Origin of the sequence: Roseimicrobium sp. ORNL1 (genome assembly GCF_011044495.1) — a bacterium.
Lineage (GTDB): Bacteria > Verrucomicrobiota > Verrucomicrobiia > Verrucomicrobiales > Verrucomicrobiaceae > Roseimicrobium.
In genome coordinates this window covers 2764099-2785328 of the sequence record NZ_CP049143.1, presented here as the reverse complement: position 1 = coordinate 2785328, position 21230 = coordinate 2764099, and the positions used below count along the sequence as shown (strand labels likewise).

Below are 21230 nucleotides of genomic sequence, written 5' to 3'. Positions count from 1 at the left end.
GGAAACGAGGCGTTCCCGTTCCTTGGGCCTGTGGCGATGTGTTGAGAGGGAAGACACACTGTCTCGAAGCGATTTCGCTCACCACGCTCTGCGAGGAAAACGTCCCTCCTCCAATGGGACGGTAGGGATGTGCTCCTGCGTGTCCGGCTTCAGGTGGGCGGAGGGGTGCGGAGCGGCAGTGTGATGTGATGGCGGCTTGCGGCGTGGAGGCTTCCTGCGTCCTTTGCCACTCTGCCTCTTTGCCCCTTTGCGGTTAACCGAAGTCGTCCTTGCTGCGCGAAGAGCGAGTGGTGCGCTGCAGGACCCGTCAGGCGAGGACGCCTAACGACCACTGTCAGGCGGGGACGCCTAACCTCCATACAGGTAGAGCCATCCACCACGAGTCCCGAGCGTCTCTGCCTCCTTGGCGTCGAAGTGAACCACCTCTCTCCACGGTGCACGACCACAGCAGTCGCCAACTCACTCACTCCTCTGCGTCCTTTGCCACTCTGCCCCTTTGCGGTTAACCGGAGTCGGCCCTGCTACGCGAAGAGCGAGTAGTGCGCTGCAGGACCCGTCAGGCGAGGACGCCTAACGCCCAATGTCAGGCGGGGACGCCTAACCTCCATACAGGTAGAGCCATCCACCACGAGTCCCGAGCGTCTCTGCCTCCTTGGCGTCGAGGTGAACCACTTCTCTCCACGGTGCATGACCACAGCAGTCGCCAACTCACTCACTCCTCTGCGTCCTTTGCCACTCTGCCCCTTTGCGGTTAACCGAAGTCGTCCTTGCTGCGCGAAGAGCGAGTGGTGCGCTGCAGGACCCGTCAGGCCGGAGGCCTAACGACCACTGTCAGGCGGGGACGCCTAACCTCCGTGGGGAACGTCAGGCCCGTGCAGGTGGCGATGCGGGACGCGGGGATTCGAAGGGCCTCCGGGCTTCCCCTTTCATTCACGCTCCCCTGCCCCGTCGCATCCGGTCCCATCCCATCGGTGAATGAAAGACAGCATCGAGGCGCTTGCTATAGATATAGAATCGAGGGTCCCAGCGTATCTGTTATCTGAGGCCGCCCCGGCATCTGCTAGTACGGATGCGGGACAGCGGAGGCGATGCTGAGTCAGCCGACTCATTGACACGGGTGCGATAAAACTCCCTTCTCCAAGCACATGTTTCCACAAGTTTTGAATATTCTAGGCAGCCTCTGGGCGATCGCGACCCTGGTGACGTGGGGCGGGCTGGCGGTGGCAGTGCTGACGCGTCTCGGGCTGGCGCGTCTCGGGTTCTACTGGATGGATCCCAAAGCACTTCCGGGAATGCTGCGTGTCAGCAGCAGAGCGGGGTTGGGAGCGCTTGGCTGTCTCCTGCTTCTTTCAGCCTTGATGAGCGTCAGTTTTGTATGGTCGTCATGGTCGCATCGAGTACCGTATTTGAAGTCCTTTGGTCACTTTGATTACTTTGTGAGGTGCGGCTACAACCTTTACGAGAGACTCAGCCCGATAGGTATCCTGGCCGCGATCACCCTGGTGCCCACCGGTGGGCTCTGGCTCTGGGAGAACAGGATGCGCCGTGCCGCACGAGGGTGAAGTGCCTGAGACTCTGCTCGCCATCGAGGTTCATGTGATTTGATGAAATTCTGATAGATGGCGGGATCGTGATCGTTGGAGAGGGCAGTCAGACTTCTCCTGAAGATGCACACCTCTTTCTTTTCCCGATTCCTGGCCATCGCTGCGGTCACCCTTTCCCTGGGCGCCTTCGCTGCGGCGGAAGAGACCGTGCCCACCTCGCCCATGCCGGTGGACAATGATCTGCCGCAGCCCCTCAATCCGGAGGAGACGGCGGAGTTGCTGATGCACTCGCCTTTCACGAGGAACTTGAACCTGGAGGACTCGCTCCAGCTCACGGGTGTGGCGTATGTGGACGGGAAGCCGGTGGCCACCGTGTACAACCGGGAGACGCGGCAGAGTTTTGTGGTCTCCGACCAGCCGAATGCGAGTGGCTGGTCGCTGAAGGATGTGGCGCCGAGCACGGACCTGAAGACCGCGCATGTGACCATGATGATTGGCCCTGAGGAAGTCCGGCTGGCGTATGGCAATGAGCAAATCACCCCAGGCTCCGCGAAGAAGGGTGTGCCCACGTCCTACCAAGGACGCACAGACGTGCCCTCTGGCCAGATGCCGATGGTCGCGAACAACAACGGCGGCAATAACAACAACAGCCACATGACGCCGAGCGGAAAGATCCGCACCTCCTCCTATCTCGGGGACAACGGCCGCGAGATGTATGCCTCGCTCTCGGACAAGGCGCGGGACAAATTCAAAGAAGTGGTGCGCGCACGCTTCGAGCAGAAGCCGGACATGACCGACGAGCAACGCAGCGCGTATGCGCAGAAGGTCTTCAAGAGCATCAAGGAATCCGATGCGAAGGCGGGTGGGAATGGAAATGGGAATGCGAAATCCAATTCGAATGGGAATGCGGGCAATCGGGATAACAGGCGGGCGGATAGGGGGAGCAGGTAAGGCGCTCTAGCACATCAAAGAAACGACAAAACCGCAGTTTTCGCCGCTGTAGTGCGGGCGGAGCGGTCCAAGGAGTGGGGGCATTCCTGTCCCCATAGAAGTGTTGCATGCCGATTGGGCAGAGCTTTGCTGATTGAGGTGAATCGCAAAGCAGCAGAGCCGCGAAGCATCAACGTATTAGCGAGTACACGTGGCGTGTTGGTGTTTGCGCAACATGGCGCGGCGAATTGAATCAGGAGACTGCCAACCCAAAATGGGGGCAGGAATGACCCCACTCCTTGGGCCTGCTGCAATGCGATTGGCGAATGCATTGCGCCGAGGTGGCATCAGGCAAATCACCCCAGGCTCCACACCCAGAGCAATCTCCCAAAGCGGTGCTCCGCACCGCACTCCAAGGCGCTACGCGCAAGGTGGTGGGCTGAGGGGCCGTGTGCTGTTGTCAGGCAGCTTCATCTCACGAGACGATTGTTTCGATGGACGGTGACAGACAAAACAGTTGACCTCATTTCGAGAAAACATTTCGCGCGGTGCGCCGTCTTTTCTGCACTGCATGTTTTCGAAGCCCCCCACTCCCCCGCGCCTTCTGCTTCCCTTGCTGCTGCTGGCCACCGTGTTGCTTGCCACGGCTGTGCAGGCGCAGTCGCTCTCTCTTGTGGCGGCGTACACTTTCGAGAACGATGGTTCTCTGAGCTCCAACTACGTTCGCAGCGGCAGAAGCGTTGTCCTCAAGCCGGAGTTCATCGCCGTATATAACGCGAAGCCACCGGCCATCACCTCGGTGAAGTGGAAGAACCCGATCTACAACCTGGTCGGCTGGAAAACCGCGGATGGCGGCACGGTGCAGGATGTCTTCAAGACGGGCGAGGTCATCCGCTTCACGGCACCGCAAGTGAAAGAAATACCGTACGGAAGGAAATGGAAGTTCACGAATGAGTTCGCAGACCTGGAAGCGGAACTCACCCTTCCCATGGGGTGCGCTGAGTTCAAGCTGCGCTACACCCTCACGCCAAAGAAGGCCAGCATGTGGAGCGTGGCGTACAGCGGTGCACCGGCCGCAGACCTCGCGGACGTGGAGGAGCTGTGGCAGCCGATGGTGTGGGATGGTCGGCGGCTGCCGGAGGAGAGTTTCCTAATTCCGGACGAACACTGCACCCTCCCCGGCTGCCTCGTGCAGACGAAGAACGGCACCCTGGGCGTGATGGCGGACCCGGGTCAGTTCCCCTTTGTGATGCCCAGCTCACTGATTCGCCGCTTCGGCGTCGCAGTGCGCAATGCGGAGGGGAAAGCGCAGCCCCTGGTGTTTGCCCCATTTCCTGGCACAAAGGACTCCGTGCTCAAGGCGGGACAAGCGCATACGTTTGAGCTCGCCGTGGCGCATTCGGAGAGGTCTCTCGGCAATACCTTTGAGCAAGTGGCGCGCGACGTGTGCGGCTTTCGCGATCGCCGTGAGAACACGCTCGTCTCGCTGAACACGGCACTCGATAACATGCTCGATTATGTGCTCGGCCCCTGGGGAAACTTTGATCCGCACAACAAAGCCTTCCACTATCCGGACTCACCCGGGTCGGTGAAGAATGTGAGCAGCCTGCATCCCATCGGCCTCGCCACGGTGGCGGATAGTGAGCGACTCTTCCGCGAACAGGGCGTGCCGATTCTGGAGTTCCTCATCTCGCGGGAGAAGTTCCTCTTCGCACTGAATGACGAGGGCATGAAGTCCAGCCAGGTGCCCTCACGCCGCATGAATGGTCCTGCGATGCCAGTCTCCGAACTCGCCGTGCTGCAGCGTCTCACGCATGGCGCGGCGCCGTACTTCCGCGCGCAGGTGGAGCGGCTGCATGGTGTGGACCGCACACTGAACATGGACTGGGTGACGAAGGGCGCCACGTGGCAGAATGACCTGTGGCTCTACCGCACCACGGGCGAGTCACGCTGGCTGGACTCCGCGAAGAAGAAGGCGGATGCGTACATCAGCACGCGACTCGACAAGGAGCCCGCGGATTTCACCGAGGCGGCGAATGGCACCTTCTTCGAATACATGCTGCCTGCGTGGAAGGACCTGTATGAGCTGTGGCTGGAAACGAAGGATCCGCGTCACCTCGCCGCGGCACATCGTGGCGCGCGGCGATATGCGCAGCTCATCTGGTTCTACCCCTCCGTGCCGGAGGGCGAGGTCACGGTGAATGAGAATGGATTCGCCCCGCGACGTGGCAATCTCGACAAGCCCGGCCTGCTGCCTACGGCGAAGGAGACGGTGCCTGCATGGCGCGTGTCCGAGCATGGGCTCACCTGTGAGGGCAATGGCACCGTGCAGCGGCTCGCGCTCTACCTCGCCACGCATGCGCCGCTCTTCATGCGACTGGCACACGACACGGACGATGCCTTCCTGCGGGACATCGCACGCTCCGCGATGATTGGGCGCTTTGCGAACTTCCCTGGCTATCACTTCAATACCAAGTACTCCACCGCGCAGGAGAAGGCGGACTTCCCACTGCATCCGCATGAGGAGCTGAAGCCCACCACCTCCTTCCACTACAACCATGTGCTGCCCATGGCAAACCTGGTGGTGGATTACCTCATGGCGGAAACGTACGACCGCTCGCGCGGCGCCATCGACTTCCCCGGTGAATACGCGGAGTGTTATGCCTTCATGCAAAGCCGCGTGTACGGCGCGCCGGGCAAGTTCTATGACCAGACGAACGTGCGTCCCTGGATGCCGGAGCGGCTGGTGAAGACGGACAACGTGCAGGTGAACTACATCGCCGCACGTGGCGAAGATACCGTGTGTCTCGCGCTGATGAATGCGTGCGCTCGCGAACTGAAGGAGGTGACGGTGCAACTGGACCTCGCACGCTTCGCCGATGGCGCGGCGGGTGCGAAGCACGTGAAGGTGTGGCGGGACAACACGGCGCAGGCAGAAGCTCTCACGATGGAGAATGGCACGATGAAAGTCGCGCTTTCGCCCAAGGGCATCACCGCGCTGGTGGTGGAAGGTGTGAAGCCGAAGGTGGAGTTTCAGAACAAGCTGGACGCGAAACCGGCAGGAGCGGATGCGAAGGTGGTGACGCATCAGCGCGTGAAGACACCCTTCGGCGAGGTGGAGGCCATGGTGCTGTCCTTTGGTCGTGAGGTCTCGTGGGTGTATGCCTGGCTCGCCGCGGATGCCACGCAGGTGAAGTCTGCGCGCCTCTCCCTCGAGGTGGATGGGCGGAAGGAGACGCAGAATGACGCGGAGTTTCCGTTTGAGTTCAGCGTGCCGCTGCGTGCGGGGGACAAGGAGGTGACGTTGGAAATTGAGGCTGTGTCTCCGTCGGGTGAGACGTTGCGTGCGGAGAGTGTGCGGCTGGGGAATCCGAATCCGTGAGGGGGTGGGGAGATCGAAAAATTCGTCTCAACACATCGAATAACGAACCTGGTTCCCTTTCATCTGGCACGTGGAAGGATCGCTTTGCGTCTTGGAGTGCGGTGGCAAGCGCTAAGGCGCGACACCGCTTTGAACGGAGAGAATGAGAATGATGGAGCGGAATCACGGTCGAAGTTTCGGATGCTGGATTCCACTCAAGTTGCCCAGCCCATCAGGACGAGACTCCTTCGTTCAAAGCGGTGTCGCGGCCTCAAGGGAGGCCTGTGCCACCGCACTCCAAGACGCAAAGCGAACTGGTTTATTGAGCTGGCACGCAGTGCGCTATCTCCCTGTTTAAACAACGCACAGTTTCCTATTTTATAGAGCTTCGCCTCCCCTCCCCTTCCCTACTGCACAAAGATGAACTGCTGCGTATTGATGAGTGCGTAGATGAGGTCTTCGGGCTTGTCCAGGCCGCGGGCTTTGGCTTTTTCCCAGGCGGCTTTCTCGGCGGCGGTGGGCTTCCTTGTGAGAAGAGTTTGGTAGATGATGTCCACCTGGTCTTCGGGATACTGCGCGCGGGTGAGATTGAGGCCGAGCTGGGTGTAGCGTTTGGTGATTTCCTCAAAGATGGAGCTGTTCATCAGCACGAGCGCCTGGGCGATGGCGGCATCGGCGCTGGAGTTCTCAATCATGTCGCGGTCGCTCTGGCCGAACTCGCGGAGGAAGTGCCCGCGCGGCGCGGGTGAGTCGAGCTCGGCGGCGCGCTTCCACTCGGCGGCGTGATGACGGCGGGCGGCGATGTATTTATCGATATCGGTCGAGGGAATCGCATAACGCTGGGCTTCAGCACGGAAGATGCCATCGCGAGTCTGCGCGGCGGCTTCTTCATCATGCTTGATGGCGGGGTCGAGATCATAGCCGGGCACGGGGATGTAGTCGCGCTGCTGGCCGGCCTGTTGCAGTTCCTTCATCGTGGGCGTGCGCACCGGGATGGGTGCTGGCGCGGGCTGGCCGGTCTTCTTCGTATAGAGACGGGCGACGGCGGGGACGACGACGTTGTCATGGATGCCGGTGCGCGAGGTGAAGCTCAACATGCGTATCTCGACATTGAGCTTTTCCATGAGGGGCTTGTCCTTGGCCTTCTGCGCGGCGGTGAACTTGTCCTTCAGCACCTTGGACTCCTGGGCGCTGGCTTCATAGGCGAGGGCGGCCTTCATGGAGCCGTCGAAGACTTCCTGCGCATCGAGCAGGTCAAGGGCATCGCTGAGCTTGCCCTTGTATAAGATGCGCGAGGCCATGTCCGCATCGATGCCGTGGCGGCGGGGAAGCTCGGGATTCGGGTTGATGAGGGTGATGAAGGAATCCCATATCTGCTCCGCGGTCATGCGGCGCAGGAGCGGGCCGGTGAAATGACAAGCCTCGCCCGGCTGCAACTCCACGCGTGAGGCCTCGCGCTGGTAGGCATCGGTACGATAGAGCACGGCGAGGAAGGCGCGGGTGTCATAGCGCACGTCGCGCATGAGCTGCTCCAGGGAACGCATGAGCTCGGGGTCGCCCGCCACGGTGTGGTCGGTGATTTCATCCACCGGCTCGATAAGGCCGCGCCCGAAAACTTTCTTCCAAAGGCGGTTCGCGATGACGGTGGTGAAGCGTGGATTCTGCGGTGAGGTGAGCCAGTCGGCGAAGGCCTTCACGCTGTCTTCCTTCAGCGGGTCGCAGGTGACCTTCTCCCCGAGCATGGTGGCGGGAGTGATGCGGTCCTTGGGCCTGGCGTCGCTGTATTGATAGTCGTGCGGAAGCTTGAGCTGGCGCTTCTCCGGCTCGGCCTGCACCTTGCTGTAGCGGACGAAGTCGCCGAGGTTTTCTGAAATGGTGCCGAGCCAGCGTGCCTGCGCGGCCTGCTGGGGATTTTTCTCCGCAGTGCGCCGCATCTTGTTCACGGTGTCCTGCGCGGTGATGCCGGTGTAGTTCGTCTCCAGGGGATAGGTGAAGGCCGCCATCTGGTAGAACTGCATCTGCGTCGTCTTGTCGAAGGGATCATTATGACACTGCGCGCACTCGATGCGGGTGCCGAGGAAGATGCGCGAGGTGCTGGCGAGATTCTCGAGGGGCATGCCGAGGTCGCGCATGTAGTAGCCGATGGCAGGATTCTGCCAGACCTTGCCCTGAGCGGTGAGGAGCTCGTGCACGAACTTGTCATACGGCTGGTTCTCCCGGATGCGCTGCTTCACGTGCTCGACATACGGCTTGGAGGTCATGTTCCCCTGGCCGCCGTTGGCATTCGACTGCACGCGGAGGATGTCTGCCCAGAAGGCGTACATGTGCAGTGCGTGGCCTTCGCTGGCGAGGAGGGCGTCGATGAGGGCACCACGCTTCTTCAGGAGCGGGGCATCATCTTCCAGATAAGCGCGGGCCTCCTGCAGGGTGGGAATGCGGCCCATGATATCCAGATACACCCGGCGGATGAAGGTCTCCTCGCTCGCGGGTGGATTCGGCGTGACGTTGTTCTTCTGCCAGTGGGCGATGAGGTGGTTGTTGATTTGGACGGCGGCGGAATCGGGGGACGATGGTAGAGTGGGTGCGGGTGCGGGGACAGGCTTCGCATCCGCGGCAGTGACAAGACTCGCGAGACCGAGGGACGCGATGAGGGCGGCGGCCACCGTGAGGAAATGGAAACCGCAGGCGCGAGTGTGGGTGCGGGCGGCAGGAGTGAGTTTCATGTCGCAGGTGTGAGTGGCACGCATACGGGTTTGGCCGAAGGGTTCTTGCGGCTTGCAGCCTTGTCTGTTCAAAAGCATGATGATTGCAACGACGAACATGCAGACAAATACCGACGGCAGCGACAGTGAGAGCACCCCGGAATCGCGTTCCGCTTTTCGCAATATGGGCTGGGCGCTCGCGCTGCTGACGGTGCCGGTGCTGTATGTGCTGACGCTGCCACCGGTCAGACTGACGACATTCAAGGTCGGTGGCCAGCCCGCCATCCTCAATCCACCGAAGTGGCTGCGGGCGTACTCGGCCCCGTATGACTGGTTGATTGAGGAGACACCTCTGCGCATGCCGCTGGTGAGGTATACCATATGGTGGATGACCTTGTTTGATGATGACCATTCCACAAGGCCACCCCCTCTACCAATGAACCCATGAGTGATGCCCCGTCCCATGATGAGCGGGAACATGAGCGACCCGCAACCGCATCCTCCGCGTGGATGGCCTGGATGCTCGCGCTGCTGGCGGTGCCGCTGCTGTATCTGCTGACGCTGCCGCCCATCTTCTTTCTGGCGATGCCTCGCAAACTCTCGTACGGGGTGCCGCAGCGCCCGCCCACGTGGCTGATGATTTATACGAAACCCTATCTCTGGGTCGCGGAGGAGACACCGCTGGGATATCCGCTGAACAAGTATGGAGCGTGGTGGCGTGCCGCGCTGGAGTGAGTGGGTAAATGCTGTGTAGAGGGAGGAGATGCTATTGGAAGGTGAAGGTGAGGCGGTAGGAATGCGCTCCTGCGCGTCCGACTTCAGGCGGGCGGAGGCGGTGTGGAACTACGGCACGAAACGGCCTCACCACATGGCATCCCCCTCCCCCTCCGCCCACTATCTACGGACGCGCAGGAGCGCATCCCTACCGTCCCTTTTTGTGGAGGAGCGGGCCCCACGATCAACGAATCGTGGATCATGGGGAAAATGAGTCTATGGTGCTCCCCCACCCTGTTCTGCTTGCCCGGTGAATCCAGTTCGCCCCCTTCACTTCATTTCACTTCACTGCACCGCGCTTGATTCGCTTCGAATCATTCGCTTTCACTTTCACTTTCCATTCACTCCATCTCACTCGTGATGAAAACGACTTTCTTTTCCCGCCTGCATCTGCGTGTCTGCGGCGCTTTCCCTTTCTCTCGTACTGCATGGGCATCTACGTCTGCATCTGCATCTCGCGCGGTGCTTTCGCTGGCTGCGGCGGGGTTGATGCTGGGTCTGCTGCCCAGTTGTGTCTCCGCGCCTGCAAAGTCAACCGTGACCGCGGTGCGCGGCTTTGACCTGAAGCGCTATGAGGGCCGGTGGTATGAAATCGCAAGGCTGGACCACCCCTTTGAGCGCAACCAGACGAATGTGACCGCGACGTACTCCGAGAGCCCGGATGGCGGGATGCTGATACTCAATCGCGGCTACGATACGAAGTCCCGCAAATGGAAGACCTCGGATGGCCATGCGAAGAGGGTGGGTGATGCGGGCACGGGCAGCTTCAAGTCGAAGGTATACTCCCCTTTCTACGCGACGTACCACGTGATTGCACTGGACCAGAGGAACTACAGCTATGCCCTCGTATCCAGCGAGGACAGGGACCACCTGTGGATTCTCTCACGCACGCCGCACATGGATGAGGGAACTCTCGTGGAGCTGAAGTCCCGCGCACGCTCGCTGGGCTACCCGGTGGAGGAGCTTATCATGGTGTCTCATGAGTCCGTGCCGGAGGAGGGCTGAGGTGAAGGGCCATGAGTGGGCACGTCCGCGCGGGGTCATGGATGGATCCTGCGTCACGCAACTCGTTATGTTGCCTCCCGCGAGGTGTATAGGCGCCCGGCTAAAAACGTGGTGAGAGGAACAGGGAAATGACGCGCGGCGCGCCCATGCAACGTGCCAGGTCGCTTTGCGTCTTGGAGTGCGGTGGCAAGCTTCAGGCGCGACACCGCTTTGAGCGGAGAGAGAAGCGTCATAAAGCGCTCTCTCGTGCCAATTCCAAGATGGACTCAAGCTGGATCATTGGACACTGTATTGCTCCAACGCTCTGCGGAACATCAGAACTAGATTCCTCCGTTCAAAGCGGTGTCGCGCCTTAGCGCTTGCCACCGCACTCCAAGACGCAAAGCGCTCCTTCCACGTGCCAGATGCATGTGGCTTCATCAGGTCGTTCGCTACTTCCACAGGTTGCCCTCCTCCAACCTGAAGTGCAGGCGCGAAGAGAACAACATGTGCGACTGCTATTGGCACAGCCATTGGCAGAGGAAGATTGCGCATGAACTGCAGCCCGTGTTATATCGCGGTCATGGCAATCAAGAGAATGGATCACACCACCATCGTCGTGGAGGACCTCCCGGCGGCCATCGCGTTCTTCACCGCGCTTGGCATGGCGCTGGAGGGCCAGACATCCGTGGAGGGAGACATGGTGGACCGGCTCTGCGGGCTGGAAGGCACGCAGGCGGACATCGCGATGATGCGGACGCCAGATGGCGACGGGCGTGTGGAGCTGACGAAGTACCACCATCCTGCGCTGGTCACGGTTGAGCCGGCCATCGCTCCGCCAAATACGCTGGGCCTCCGGCAGATCATGTTTGCGGTGGAGGACATTGACGACACTGTGGCACGCATGCGCGAGCACGGCGCGGAACTCCTCGGCGAGATGGTGCAGTACGGGGACGCCTACCGGCTGTGCTACCTGCGAGGTCCCGCGGGTATCATCGTCGCGCTCGCGGAGGAATTTTTCTGATGAGCGTGCACCGCCTTCCTCGAAGGGAGACACGGTGCCTGATATGTTTGCCATGAATGTGACTGATGACGATGCACTGGAGAAGCGCACGCTCGCTCATACGTTGGGATGGATTCTGGCGGTGCCTGTGGTGTACCTCCTCACGGTCGCCCCGCTGCACCAGGCAGTGTACCGGTGGGGCCCAGGCGTCCCCAATTGGCTCATGGCGTACGAAACTCCCTATTGGTGGGTGGTTCACAACACGCCCCTTGGCCTGTTACTGCGGCCATATGGCGAGTGGTGGGCCTCGGTCTTCGGACTACCTATCGTGACGTAATAATCACGCCTGAAACGCTCTCGCCCGCCTGCGCTGGATGAACGCTGGCGCATCCGGTGGAGGAGCTCATCACGGTGTATCAGGAATGGATGTGCTGGGATACAATCGCAGGCATCCCCTTCCACTTCATTTCAGTTCATCACTCATCCACCACACCCTGTGCGACAAGCCGTCGAGGGGCACTCCGCCGGAGGAGCAGGCAGGCGGAGGCCATGCCCAGCAAGAGCGTGACGGAGGGCTCGGGCACGACGAAGTTTGTCAGGACGATGGAGTTCTGATTGTGGATGACATCGAACTGGCCCACACCTGGCAGAATCACGAGTCCCCCCACTTCATTGGCGAAGGGGCCGTTGAGATTGTTCCCCAGGAGGATGGGAAAGGCATCAATGGCGGTGGGGATGAATCCATTGATGAAGCTGATGGAGAGCGTGATTTGATTGAGCTGGATGCCGGTATTGGTGGTGAGCTGATCGAACTGGGTGATGGGCGTGGTGCCACCGATGTCATAGTTGAACGTGCTCGGGGCACTGACGTTGAGATTCCCATTGATGGTGACGGCCCCGGCCTGGTCCACGGCGGGACCGATTTCCACCGTGACGCCGGCGAAGTTGATGGAAGAGCCGGTGAGTCCGGAGCCCTCCACCATGAGGGTGCCACCCTGAAAGCTGAAATTGTTTCCCTGCATGCCACCGGCGCCGAGTATCTGCGTGATGCCGGCGGTCTGGGTGTAGGAGGTGATCTGCGTCTCGGCACCCTGGAAGACATTGAAGACGCCTACATTCTGAATGACAAAGTTCTGCATGTTCGCGCCCGAGGCGCGGTTCAGCGTAAAGGTGCCGGTATTGCGCAAGGTGTATCCTATCGGACCGACGGCGGCGCCTGCCGCGATGATTCCCGTACTGGTGGGACCGATGATGAGGGTGCCGTTGTTCAAGGCGCTGGCACCATTCAGCAACTGGACGGTGCCATTGATCTGCGTGGTGCCGTCCAGGATGATGTGCAGGGAAGATTGCGTGGTGAAGATACCATCCACCACCGCATCGCCTTCGACATGGATTGTCCGGTTGGCCGCGTTGTTGAAGACCATGCCATTCGAGATGGTGATATCGCGAATGGTGACGTCCGCATTCAGGTCGAACGTGACGTTGTTGGGGATGAAGACATCAAACACGTCCGTGCCGACGTTATTGGGGTAGCCATTCACACTCCCGGTGGGAACCACGGACCAGGGGGCCGTGGTCTGCCAGGTGCCGCCACTTACAGAGGTGGCCGTGTAATCCACCGCGAGCGCCCGCGTCCCCTGGAAACAACAAAACCACCCGGCGAGCAAGGTCCCCATCACGTACCCCGAAAGCATGGCCATGCCGTGCCTGAGACCGAAACTACCGACGTGGCGCATGGCACCGTGGTCCTTTGGGGTTGTGCACGGAGGACAGGACTAAAGGGTCCCAACGCCCCGCGCATTACCGGTGATGCTACCAAAATCTGCAATTGCAGTCAAAACCAATCGAGGGGAATGAGCGCCGCTTACCCGATGGGACTGAGACAGGTAGAACGTCAGCCCCGTGCAGATGGAGTGGTGGGATGCGGGTGGACGAAGGCCCTCCGGGCTGCCCGGACGAAGCCGAGGAGGAGAAGAATGAGCACGCAGGGTAATGGCGGAAACTTTTCTGCAAGGCGGGGTTGCAGGCGATGTTTTCTGACAGAATCTGCAAAAAAATGAGACCTGCGTGGAATGACCAATCTGAGTCCTTCTTTGATCGCCCTGACGTGATCCTTGTGTGCGTCTGGGCATTTTTCCTCATCCCGACACTTGGTCTTATCGCGTGGTTTTTGATAAGCGACCGGCGACAAAAGAGGAAAGATGCCGAACGCAGAGAGCAGGGCGAGGAGGTGCCGGAACGAACATTTTTCAGCAGTCCGGAGATCGGAGAATCAAACATGGGGCCTGGCACGAAGCTGTTCTTTCATGTCGTAGCTCTCATCGGCGTTGCCCTGGTCGGATATTGGCTTACCGAAGGCACGCGCAAACAGTTTGCGGACCTCGAGTCCGGAAAAGTTCAGAGCATCAACGTGGTTTCTCCGATTGCGTGGGCCTATCGCACCATGGGGAAAGGTGGTGCCATTGGTCTAATGTATGGCCTTGTCATTGTGATCCTGTGCATTCTTTGGGACGACACGGTCGATACGTATCGAGCATTTAGGAAGAGTCGCCGGGAAAAGGATAAAGGCGACTCCAGGAAGCCATGACCGCTCGCTCCGCACCGGCTTTGCCAACCGCCGGCGTCCCGCTTTGCACATGGGCGTGAGGTTGACCACGAAGTGAAGCCAATGGGAATCGTCTCGTGAGCTGAGCGACGCCCGACGGTGGAACACGACTCTTGGGCGCGGAGCTTCGAGCAACTTGGCGCGCTCACGCTGGGAAGTTTTGCATCACAAGGACGGATCAGTCTGCGGCCTCCGCTTGGGATTATGAATGGATCCTGCGTCATCCACCTCGCGGTGTTGCCTCCCAAAGCGGTGCTACGCACACGCACTCCAAGGCGCTTCGCGCAAGGTGGAGCCGCTCAGAGAGGCTTCTGACTGGATCGCGTCGGACATATCACGAGACGTGCCAATCACGCGAGGTGCGTAAATGCTGTGGTTGCCCTGCTATTTCGTTGCTTGGCTGCTTTGCGTTATATCACTCACATGGGGTATAACGTCAGCCCCGTGCAGGTGGAGTGGCGGGATGTGGGTGGACGAAGGCCCTCTGGGCTACCCGGATGGGTGGAGTGGCGTTCAGCTCGATGACGAGAAGGAGCACGAGGAAGAGAGTGAGGAGGGGTGTTAGTATCATAAGAAATATACAATACGATGCGATGTGGATGATGGTGGCAGGTTACTGCGCGAGATAGGAATCAATGGCTCGTGCGAGGGCGCTCGCGGGATGGCCGCTGGGGGAGATGAGCTTGGCGGCGGCGAGGGCATTGGGGTGGCCGTGGAACATGGCGTAGGAGGCGCCGGCCCACTTGAACATGGCGATGTCATTCTCGCCGTCGCCGAAGGCCACGACATCGGAGGCGCCGAGGCCGAGGTGAGTGGCGAGGCGGGAGAGGCCATTCGCCTTGGTCACGGTGTGGGGCATGAGTTCGAAGATGCCGCGCTCGGTGTGCAGGGCCTGCATGGGGAGCGAGGTGATCTCGGAGAGATGACGCAGTCCGGCGATGCGGTCGGGCTCGCCGATCCACAGGACCTTGTACACCTGACGATCGAGGATCTGCGCACGCGGGATCTGGTAGGCGGACTTGCCATTGATGCGGTCGTGATAGGCGAGCATGGGGTTGCTGGGGGCATCGGTGACGGTGCCTTCGGTGACCTGCACCAGGGAGATGAGGCCGAGCTGGTCGCCCATGGCGAGGGCGAGCTCCACATCGTCGCGTGTCATGTACTGGCGCTCGAGCACGGTCTGGCGGTTCGCGTGCGTGACCTCGGCGCCCTGGGAGCAGACGTACCAGTCCACCGAGTCGAGCTGGGTGGCGATGGGCGCAATGGCATCGAAGTGGCGGCCGGAGGCAATCACGACGGTGATGCCGCGCTGCTGCAGGCGGGCCACGGCAGCGATATTCTCCGGGCTGGGCCGGTGGTCGGGGCCGAGCAAGGTGCCGTCCAGGTCAATGGCGGCGAGCTTGCCGAGGGTGCGCTTCGCAGGGGCGGATGCTCCCTTGAAGAAGGCGGAGACCGCGGGGTCAGTGGTGCGTGCGGGAGGTGTCGGTGTGAGGAGTGAAGTAGCAATCATCGAATTGTATCTCTTTCTGTAGATAAAGTTGAAGCTGATGGGCATGCGCGTGCCCTGCGTCCGCGTCCGTGAGGACGGGTTCATGAGTTGATTTGTTTTCTGCCTTCTCAGGCGCCCGGCTTCCCTGCGCAGGAGGCGGGCTGTGATGCGCGGCGCGATGCTGCGCTGCACCCGGGGTGCGGCAGCTAAGACGCTGGCTGACTTGGTTTCATGATGCCCAAGGGTAGCGGGTGGAGGCTGATAATTCCAATGGCACTTTCTCATCACGGTGATAACTTTTCGTTATGGACATCCATGAACTGCGCTCATTCGTAGTGCTGGCGGAGCAGTTGCACTTCGGGCGTGCGGCGCGCGTGCTGCATCTGAGCCAGCCGGCGCTGACCAAGCAGATCCGCAAGATGGAGGAAGAGCTGGGCACGGAACTCTTTGACCGCGGGCGGCATGGCACGCGGCTCACGGCCTTTGGCGAGACGTGGCTGGGTCAGGCTCGGCGGGTGATTGCGAGCTTTGAGCAGCTGCTGGAGAGTGGGCGGAAGATGGCGGTGGGGCGCGCGGGGCGATTGCGCATCGGCTTTGGCTTCACCACGCTGGACCTGGTGCCGCGTGCGGTGGTGCGCCTGCGTGAGGCGGTGCCCAGTGTGGAAATCCTGCTGCGCGACATGTCTTCTGCGGAGCAGGCGGAGGCGCTGCGTGAGGGAGAGATCGATATCGCCTTCATGCGCATGCCGCTGCCGTCGGGCATCGGATTTCAAACGCAGGCGATGCCGGTGGTGAAGGATCGACTCGCGCTGGTGACGCCGCGACTCCCGCATGAGCCCGGGCGGAAGCTGCGCCTGGCGGACTGCAGCAAGTCGCCCTTTGTGGTCATCGCGAAGTCGCGCTCACCGGGTTTCTTCAATCACATGCTGAGCCTGTGTGCGGCGCAGGGATTTCACCCACGCATTGTGCAGGAGGTGCTGGAGACGGCCACGGCGGTGGCGATGGTGCGGGCAGGCATGGGCTACAGCATCCTGCCGGAGAGCATTGGCTCACACAGCGGAGCGGGTGTGCAAATTCACCGCATTCATGACCTGAAGTCGATATGGACCGTGAGCGCGGTGTGGCACAAGGGAGACTCCAATCCGATGATTGCGGTGTTCCTGAAGATGTTGAAGAAGGTGATTCAGGATGGGAAGATGGAGGTGGTGTAGTGTGAGTGTGAAGTAACGGAAAGGAAGCAGACTAAAAACAATTTTGTTTCTTCTCATTCAATCATGAAATGGACGCTTTCCATTGTGGCTGTTCCACTGCTCTACTTGCTGAGTGCCCCGCCCATCTTTACGGGACCGCCTCTTTGACAGGGACGTTTCCAGTTTGGGCGCGTTTGTATGGCGGCCCATATGATCGTCTCTGGAAATGGTCGAAGGAATCGTCCTTCGGGGATGCCTTGGTCGACTATAAGCGCTGGTGGCGAAACTGTGTCCCTCCACCAATTCCGATGGCGGGACCTTGGTAACCTGTGCATGGAGGCGTCACGCGTGGGATACATCCATTGTTTGGGAAGCCCGGAGGGCCTTCGAATACCCGGTGAGCGGGTGGATGTCCGGATGGGCTGACGGTGGTGCTCGCTTGGGGAGGATGGATGCAGTTCAACGTCAAGCTGGGCACGATCCGTGTTGACTGAAAGGCAGAGATTCGGAAGATGCAGGCCATGAGAACCTGGGGTTGGACGTTCTCCGTGCTGGCCGTGCCAGTTCTGTATGTGCTGAGCTTCCCCATTGTCGTACGGGCATGGGTTCAGAAACATGGCGTGGCCGTTCCTGAAGGAACTTGGATGCATGCCTACCTGGCACCTTCTCGATGGCTTAACAGCTCGCCGCTTGAGGGCATGTGGCAGAAATACTGTAAGGCCTCTGCGGAGTGGCTTCAGAATGTGATCGATTTCTTATAGTCTTTCTCAAGTGTTTAGAGTGTTTTTATTTAAACCATAGCCGGATTGGATTGCACTTTGGCAACTCGTCCCGGGGGGACGCCGGAATGTTAGCCGGTCGGTGTAGCGAACACTCTGCCGCGTAAGCGGCATGTCTGGACGCGAAGCGCAAACCGTGAAGCCTGAGGAACGAAGGCAATCTAGACGAGCGCAACCACCGGATCATGGACCCAATATTCACGTGTCCCTCCGGGACGAATGCGCTCTTTTTTTCCGCGTTACCGGCTGCAGCCTTATACTAAGGCGAGTGAAAACAGGTCTCTCACGCGACGAGACTGCCCAGCGTATTGCAGAAGGCCCAAGGAGCGGGAACGCCCCGTTCCCGTCAGCGGTCACCACGCCTGATGATGTCGCATGTCGAGCACCCGTTGAGCTCCAAAAGAGTGCTTTGGCGAATACGCGCCATAGATCCTTTCACCCACGGGAACGAGGCGTTCCCGCTCCTTGGGCCTATGCCATGCCCGTGTTCCATAGATACTCTCGTCGCATGAATCACTCCAGGTAGTTCGATGCTTTGCAGACAAAGGCCCTCAGGTCTTAGTGGTACCTCCGTGGGTGAGATGACTCATGCGGCCGGTTTGCCGCCCTTCTCTTGCAGCAGCTTCACTGCGGGGGAGTTCATGGCAAAGGGCAGCACGCAATCGATGGGGGTATAGCCGTTGTCATCGAGTTCATTGGGATCAACCTTCTGTTCCAGAAGGTAGGACATGAGCTCGGCGTCGATGGTGAAGGCGGCGACGTGGAGGAGACTGCGATCGCGCAGGGTGGCGCCGCGTTGTACGCAGGCTTTGATGAAGTCCAGATTTCCGTAGTACGCGGCGCTCCTCACCAGGGAATCCCCGAGCGCTGTGACTTCATTCACGTCATGTCCACTCGCAAGGTGGGAATCGAGAAGCTCAAGGTCACCCCATCGACCGAGCCGGGTGACTTCCTCCTCGGGCTCGGGCGGGGTATCACCCTCGAGCTGGTCCAGCAGGGCATCGACATGGTCTGCCATCGGCACGAGTTCTGCCAGCGCGGGTGGATAGTCCTCATATGGGGCGTCGTGCTGCCAGAGGAAGATGCGGTCATCTTCGAGCGAAAGGCACACACGGTCGCCGTTGCCGGCAAAGGCGATGGGAATCACGCTGGGAGGCAGGTCATCCAGCATGGATTTCACCTGCTCTTCCAGGCTCATGCCCAGTCGTCTCTCCGAAGGTGGATACTTCTGCCCGTGCGCTGAAACCAGGGCGATGGCGTAGAAGGCCTCCAGGTGGCCATGGCTTGCACGGTGACGGTGCGGGTGGCCACCATTGGTACGCAGGAGGAAGGCGCGATAACGCGGAGGCAGTGGGTGCTCCAGCCACTGCTCAAAGGTACGCAGGTCCTGTTCGGTGAGTGGCCGGTAGCTGCCGGTGAAGGTGAGGTCGGACATGCGTGCGGTGATGAAATGAAATGAATGGAATGAATGCGTGAACGGGAGGTGAGACGAGGAGGAACAGCAACCGCAGGCGGCGAGCATAGCTTATACAAAGGTGGGGGCTTGAATACAACAACAGCCCGTAGCGTGATGTGATGTGACGTGACCAACTGATGTGATGCTGACTCGCAGGAGGCCGACATCCATCCCGAGCCCGGCTTCGCTCAAAGCGGTATCGCGCCTCGCGAGGGGCGCATGTGCGTCAAATTTGGGATGGAGTACCCCGGGGTGTATCGAAGGACGACACTTTCATCTGGCATGTGGAAGGTGCGCTTTGTCCTTCACCTGATGCACATGCGCGAAACGCCGAACCAGGCATGGCCCATCGCATCGGCATTCCTGGTTCCATCAAGGCCGGTAGCCATCCGGGCACGAAACCCCTCCGCACAAAATCGCAGACACGCATTTGAGCTTCTTGGGACGAATCGTGTATGGCCTGACGAATGGGAGTTCAGTCAGGCCGGTTACATTCAAGTGTGTTTGATGTGTGCCCGCTGGCTGCATGGGAGTGCGCCAGCGGGCTTTTTTGTTTTCATGCATCTCCTCCCTTCCCTTGAAGGAGGACAGTAGCGTGGGAGTGGCAGTCCCCTCGTCCGTGGTGCAAGCCCCCTCAGAAGGCGGGTGGAACGTCAGGCACAGCAAGATGGCCATGCGCGCTGCAGGTGGACGAAGGCCCTCCGGGCTTCCCCCCCCTTTTCGCGGGGAGTTGCGGCAGGTGAGCGATTGTTTGCCATGGTTGAGCGGTGGTTCGTTCGGGAGAGAACCTGCCGTGGGGTGGAAGCAGAAGGAGGACTCTTGCTCTCCACGGCGAGCTGTGATGTCATGCATGCAGGCAGAAAAAATGCGTGAGGCAACCCACCATGGATACGAAAGAAAATCCTGAAGACGACCATCTCCCCGAATTCGTGAAAAGAAGGCAGGCGGAATGGGAGGCGGAGCGAAGGGCCCGACTGGAACGCGTCAACGATGAAGTGATGCGCGCCACCGTGGCCGGCATCCGCGAGGCCGGGCCGGAGGTGCGCAGAGGGAGGATGGATTTCATGGCCGAGCGGGGGCGAATGTATTTTCACACGCGCGATTCCGAGGAGGAGAAAGCTCGCGAGCCCTGGTCAGTCCTCATGGACTACTGGGACAAATACCAGACCCCGGCACCGGAGCTGGAGACCCTGTGCCTGGAGCGACCATGGTCCCTAGGCGAGTACCTGGCGCCACGACTGGGCCTGCTGCTCTGGCCGCGCTTGCATCCGCGGGGCAAGGCGCACTACCTCGCGGGAGCCTCCTGGCTTTTCCGCATGGGAACACCGGACAAGTGGCTGCCGGAATACTCGGATCCGGAAGTGGCATGGGATGAGGAGAGCCTGGCGGCCTTTGTGTGCAATGCGATCTACTTCAACAAGAATGACCTCTTCCTCAGGACGGTGAGCGGCCAGGACCTGCGGGCCATGACCATTCCGCGCAATCGTGGCGGTGGTACCAGCGCGTGGTTGGAAAAGTACATTCCCAACCATGAGCGTCCGCTGGCGGATGTCTTCTTTGAGTGTGCGGTGCGCTCCCGAAACCCAGCCGTGGCGCGGTACTGCCTGGAGCATGGGGCGGATCCGAACATCCCGGTGATCAATCTCGCCAGTGACTATCACGAGTGGTTCTCCGCGCTTTCCTACAGCCTGTCGCCCTTCTCGGACTCCTCCACACACTGCTTGCCAGAGAAGGATGAGAACGGGGAGCGGAAGGAACGAGAGGACATGGCGGCCATCATCCTCGAGCATGGTCCCGATGTGCAGGGACATCCGCTGGAAGGGCTGAACAAACCGCTGCATACGGCGTGGGTGTGGCGCGACCGCTCCTGGGTGGATGCGTTGCTGAGAAGAGGGGCCAAGTTTGAGGGAGGCTATTTTGCCCGCGAGCCCCTGACCGAGGAGATGAAGCGTGAAGTGCTGCCGCAGCGATGGGCATGGGGATTCGACATCAACGTCAGAAAGAAGGAGCACCTGCAGGAACTGTGGGAGGCTGCGGGCTCCCTGCTACCGCTGGCGCCCTGGCACCACGTGCCGTGGTACCTCAGCTCCCATGCGCACGGCGGCTCCTTCAGCAATTTCCTCGGGCTGGTACTGGTATGGGATGACAGCGCAATGCTGCAGAAGTACTTCGCCAAGGGCCTGCCGATGACACTGACGCTGCCCGATGTGGTGATGGCGTGCAAAGGCAAGGCGGAGCACGCCCTCCCCTATCTGCTGGGGCGCCTGGGCGTGGATCCACATGCGACGACTGCACGGCTGAGAAACCTGGTGCGAGCGCTGGTGCCGGAATGAAGGTGCCCGTCTGCGCTGTACTGTACGGTGATATGATGTGCCATGATATGAAGTAATAGTGTTCCCCCCGCGTAACCTGA

Annotated in this window: 15 protein-coding genes; 11 read left to right on the top strand and 4 right to left on the bottom strand. The window is 60.3% G+C overall.

The genetic code is table 11. The annotated features are described in order from the left end of the window. The first annotated feature begins 1145 nt into the window (after positions 1-1145). The 3 genes from G5S37_RS11315 (at position 1146) to G5S37_RS11305 (ending at position 5856) form a co-directional block, all read left to right on the top strand. Complete coding sequence (locus G5S37_RS11315) at positions 1146-1562, top strand: hypothetical protein (protein WP_165203787.1); 417 nt, start codon at positions 1146-1148, stop codon at positions 1560-1562. Between the two features lie 105 nt (positions 1563-1667). Beyond that, a complete protein-coding gene (locus G5S37_RS11310; RefSeq protein WP_165203785.1) occupies positions 1668-2495 on the top strand; it encodes a hypothetical protein in 828 nt (275 codons plus the stop codon). A 550-nt stretch (positions 2496-3045) separates the two neighbouring features. After that, a complete protein-coding gene (locus G5S37_RS11305; RefSeq protein WP_165203783.1) occupies positions 3046-5856 on the top strand; it encodes a hypothetical protein in 2811 nt (936 codons plus the stop codon). A 386-nt stretch (positions 5857-6242) separates the two neighbouring features. On the opposite strand, the gene G5S37_RS11300 is transcribed toward G5S37_RS11305, so the two are convergent. Continuing rightward, complete coding sequence (locus G5S37_RS11300; RefSeq protein WP_165203781.1) at positions 6243-8558, bottom strand: DUF1549 domain-containing protein; 2316 nt, start codon at positions 8556-8558, stop codon at positions 6243-6245. Between the two features lie 76 nt (positions 8559-8634). On the opposite strand from G5S37_RS11300, the gene G5S37_RS11295 reads away from it, so the two are divergent. The 5 genes from G5S37_RS11295 (at position 8635) to G5S37_RS11275 (ending at position 11635) form a co-directional block, all read left to right on the top strand. Next, positions 8635-8985: a hypothetical protein gene (locus tag G5S37_RS11295; protein ID WP_206026400.1), complete on the top strand. Its 351-nt coding sequence runs from the start codon at positions 8635-8637 to the stop codon at positions 8983-8985. Continuing rightward, positions 8982-9272: a hypothetical protein gene (locus G5S37_RS11290; protein ID WP_165203777.1), complete on the top strand. Its 291-nt coding sequence runs from the start codon at positions 8982-8984 to the stop codon at positions 9270-9272. Before G5S37_RS11295 ends, G5S37_RS11290 begins: the two co-directional genes overlap by 4 nt. A 399-nt stretch (positions 9273-9671) precedes the next feature. Next, on the top strand, positions 9672-10316 hold the full coding sequence (locus G5S37_RS11285; protein ID WP_206026399.1) for a lipocalin family protein: 645 nt from the start codon (positions 9672-9674) through the stop codon (positions 10314-10316). 562 nt (positions 10317-10878) lie between these two features. Next, the gene (locus G5S37_RS11280; RefSeq protein ID WP_165203775.1) at positions 10879-11319 is read left to right on the top strand and encodes a VOC family protein; all 441 of its coding nucleotides are present in this window, start codon (positions 10879-10881) and stop codon (positions 11317-11319) included. Between the two features lie 43 nt (positions 11320-11362). Continuing rightward, the gene (locus G5S37_RS11275) at positions 11363-11635 is read left to right on the top strand and encodes a hypothetical protein (RefSeq protein WP_206026398.1); all 273 of its coding nucleotides are present in this window, start codon (positions 11363-11365) and stop codon (positions 11633-11635) included. A gap of 139 nt (positions 11636-11774) precedes the next feature. Here G5S37_RS11275 and G5S37_RS11270 read toward each other — a convergent pair whose 3' ends face one another. Further along, complete coding sequence (locus G5S37_RS11270; RefSeq protein WP_165203771.1) at positions 11775-13034, bottom strand: PEP-CTERM sorting domain-containing protein; 1260 nt, start codon at positions 13032-13034, stop codon at positions 11775-11777. Positions 13035-13327: 293 nt separating this feature from the next. On the opposite strand from G5S37_RS11270, the gene G5S37_RS11265 reads away from it, so the two are divergent. Continuing rightward, on the top strand, positions 13328-13885 hold the full coding sequence (locus tag G5S37_RS11265) for a hypothetical protein (protein ID WP_165203769.1): 558 nt from the start codon (positions 13328-13330) through the stop codon (positions 13883-13885). A gap of 631 nt (positions 13886-14516) precedes the next feature. Here G5S37_RS11265 and G5S37_RS11260 read toward each other — a convergent pair. Continuing rightward, complete coding sequence (locus G5S37_RS11260) at positions 14517-15413, bottom strand: HAD family hydrolase (protein ID WP_165203767.1); 897 nt, start codon at positions 15411-15413, stop codon at positions 14517-14519. A gap of 284 nt (positions 15414-15697) precedes the next feature. Here G5S37_RS11260 and G5S37_RS11255 point away from each other — a divergent pair, with 284 nt between their 5' ends. Continuing rightward, positions 15698-16603, top strand: coding sequence for a LysR family transcriptional regulator (locus tag G5S37_RS11255; protein ID WP_165203765.1), 906 nt, complete (start codon positions 15698-15700; stop codon positions 16601-16603). Positions 16604-17947: 1344 nt separating this feature from the next. Here G5S37_RS11255 and G5S37_RS11250 read toward each other — a convergent pair. After that, positions 17948-18796, bottom strand: coding sequence for an SMI1/KNR4 family protein (locus tag G5S37_RS11250; protein ID WP_165203763.1), 849 nt, complete (start codon positions 18794-18796; stop codon positions 17948-17950). 905 nt (positions 18797-19701) lie between these two features. On the opposite strand from G5S37_RS11250, the gene G5S37_RS11245 reads away from it, so the two are divergent. Continuing rightward, entirely contained in the window at positions 19702-21150 is a 1449-nt protein-coding gene (locus tag G5S37_RS11245) for a hypothetical protein (RefSeq protein ID WP_165203761.1), read from the top strand. The last annotated feature ends 80 nt before the right edge of the window (positions 21151-21230 follow it).

What these genes read in the sequence shown, in the direction of transcription:
- G5S37_RS11315 (WP_165203787.1), top strand. Translation starts at nt 1,146, where the DNA reads ATGTTTCCACAAGTTTTGAATATTCTAGGCAGCCTCTGGGCGATCGCG.
- G5S37_RS11310 (WP_165203785.1), top strand. Translation starts at nt 1,668, where the DNA reads ATGCACACCTCTTTCTTTTCCCGATTCCTGGCCATCGCTGCGGTCACC.
- G5S37_RS11305 (WP_165203783.1), top strand. Translation starts at nt 3,046, where the DNA reads ATGTTTTCGAAGCCCCCCACTCCCCCGCGCCTTCTGCTTCCCTTGCTG.
- G5S37_RS11300 (WP_165203781.1), bottom strand. Translation starts at nt 8,558, where the DNA reads ATGAAACTCACTCCTGCCGCCCGCACCCACACTCGCGCCTGCGGTTTC.
- G5S37_RS11295 (WP_206026400.1), top strand. Translation starts at nt 8,635, where the DNA reads ATGATGATTGCAACGACGAACATGCAGACAAATACCGACGGCAGCGAC.
- G5S37_RS11290 (WP_165203777.1), top strand. Translation starts at nt 8,982, where the DNA reads ATGAGTGATGCCCCGTCCCATGATGAGCGGGAACATGAGCGACCCGCA.
- G5S37_RS11285 (WP_206026399.1), top strand. Translation starts at nt 9,672, where the DNA reads ATGAAAACGACTTTCTTTTCCCGCCTGCATCTGCGTGTCTGCGGCGCT.
- G5S37_RS11280 (WP_165203775.1), top strand. Translation starts at nt 10,879, where the DNA reads ATGGCAATCAAGAGAATGGATCACACCACCATCGTCGTGGAGGACCTC.
- G5S37_RS11275 (WP_206026398.1), top strand. Translation starts at nt 11,363, where the DNA reads ATGTTTGCCATGAATGTGACTGATGACGATGCACTGGAGAAGCGCACG.
- G5S37_RS11270 (WP_165203771.1), bottom strand. Translation starts at nt 13,034, where the DNA reads ATGCGCCACGTCGGTAGTTTCGGTCTCAGGCACGGCATGGCCATGCTT.
- G5S37_RS11265 (WP_165203769.1), top strand. Translation starts at nt 13,328, where the DNA reads ATGTTTTCTGACAGAATCTGCAAAAAAATGAGACCTGCGTGGAATGAC.
- G5S37_RS11260 (WP_165203767.1), bottom strand. Translation starts at nt 15,413, where the DNA reads ATGATTGCTACTTCACTCCTCACACCGACACCTCCCGCACGCACCACT.
- G5S37_RS11255 (WP_165203765.1), top strand. Translation starts at nt 15,698, where the DNA reads ATGGACATCCATGAACTGCGCTCATTCGTAGTGCTGGCGGAGCAGTTG.
- G5S37_RS11250 (WP_165203763.1), bottom strand. Translation starts at nt 18,796, where the DNA reads ATGTCCGACCTCACCTTCACCGGCAGCTACCGGCCACTCACCGAACAG.
- G5S37_RS11245 (WP_165203761.1), top strand. Translation starts at nt 19,702, where the DNA reads ATGGATACGAAAGAAAATCCTGAAGACGACCATCTCCCCGAATTCGTG.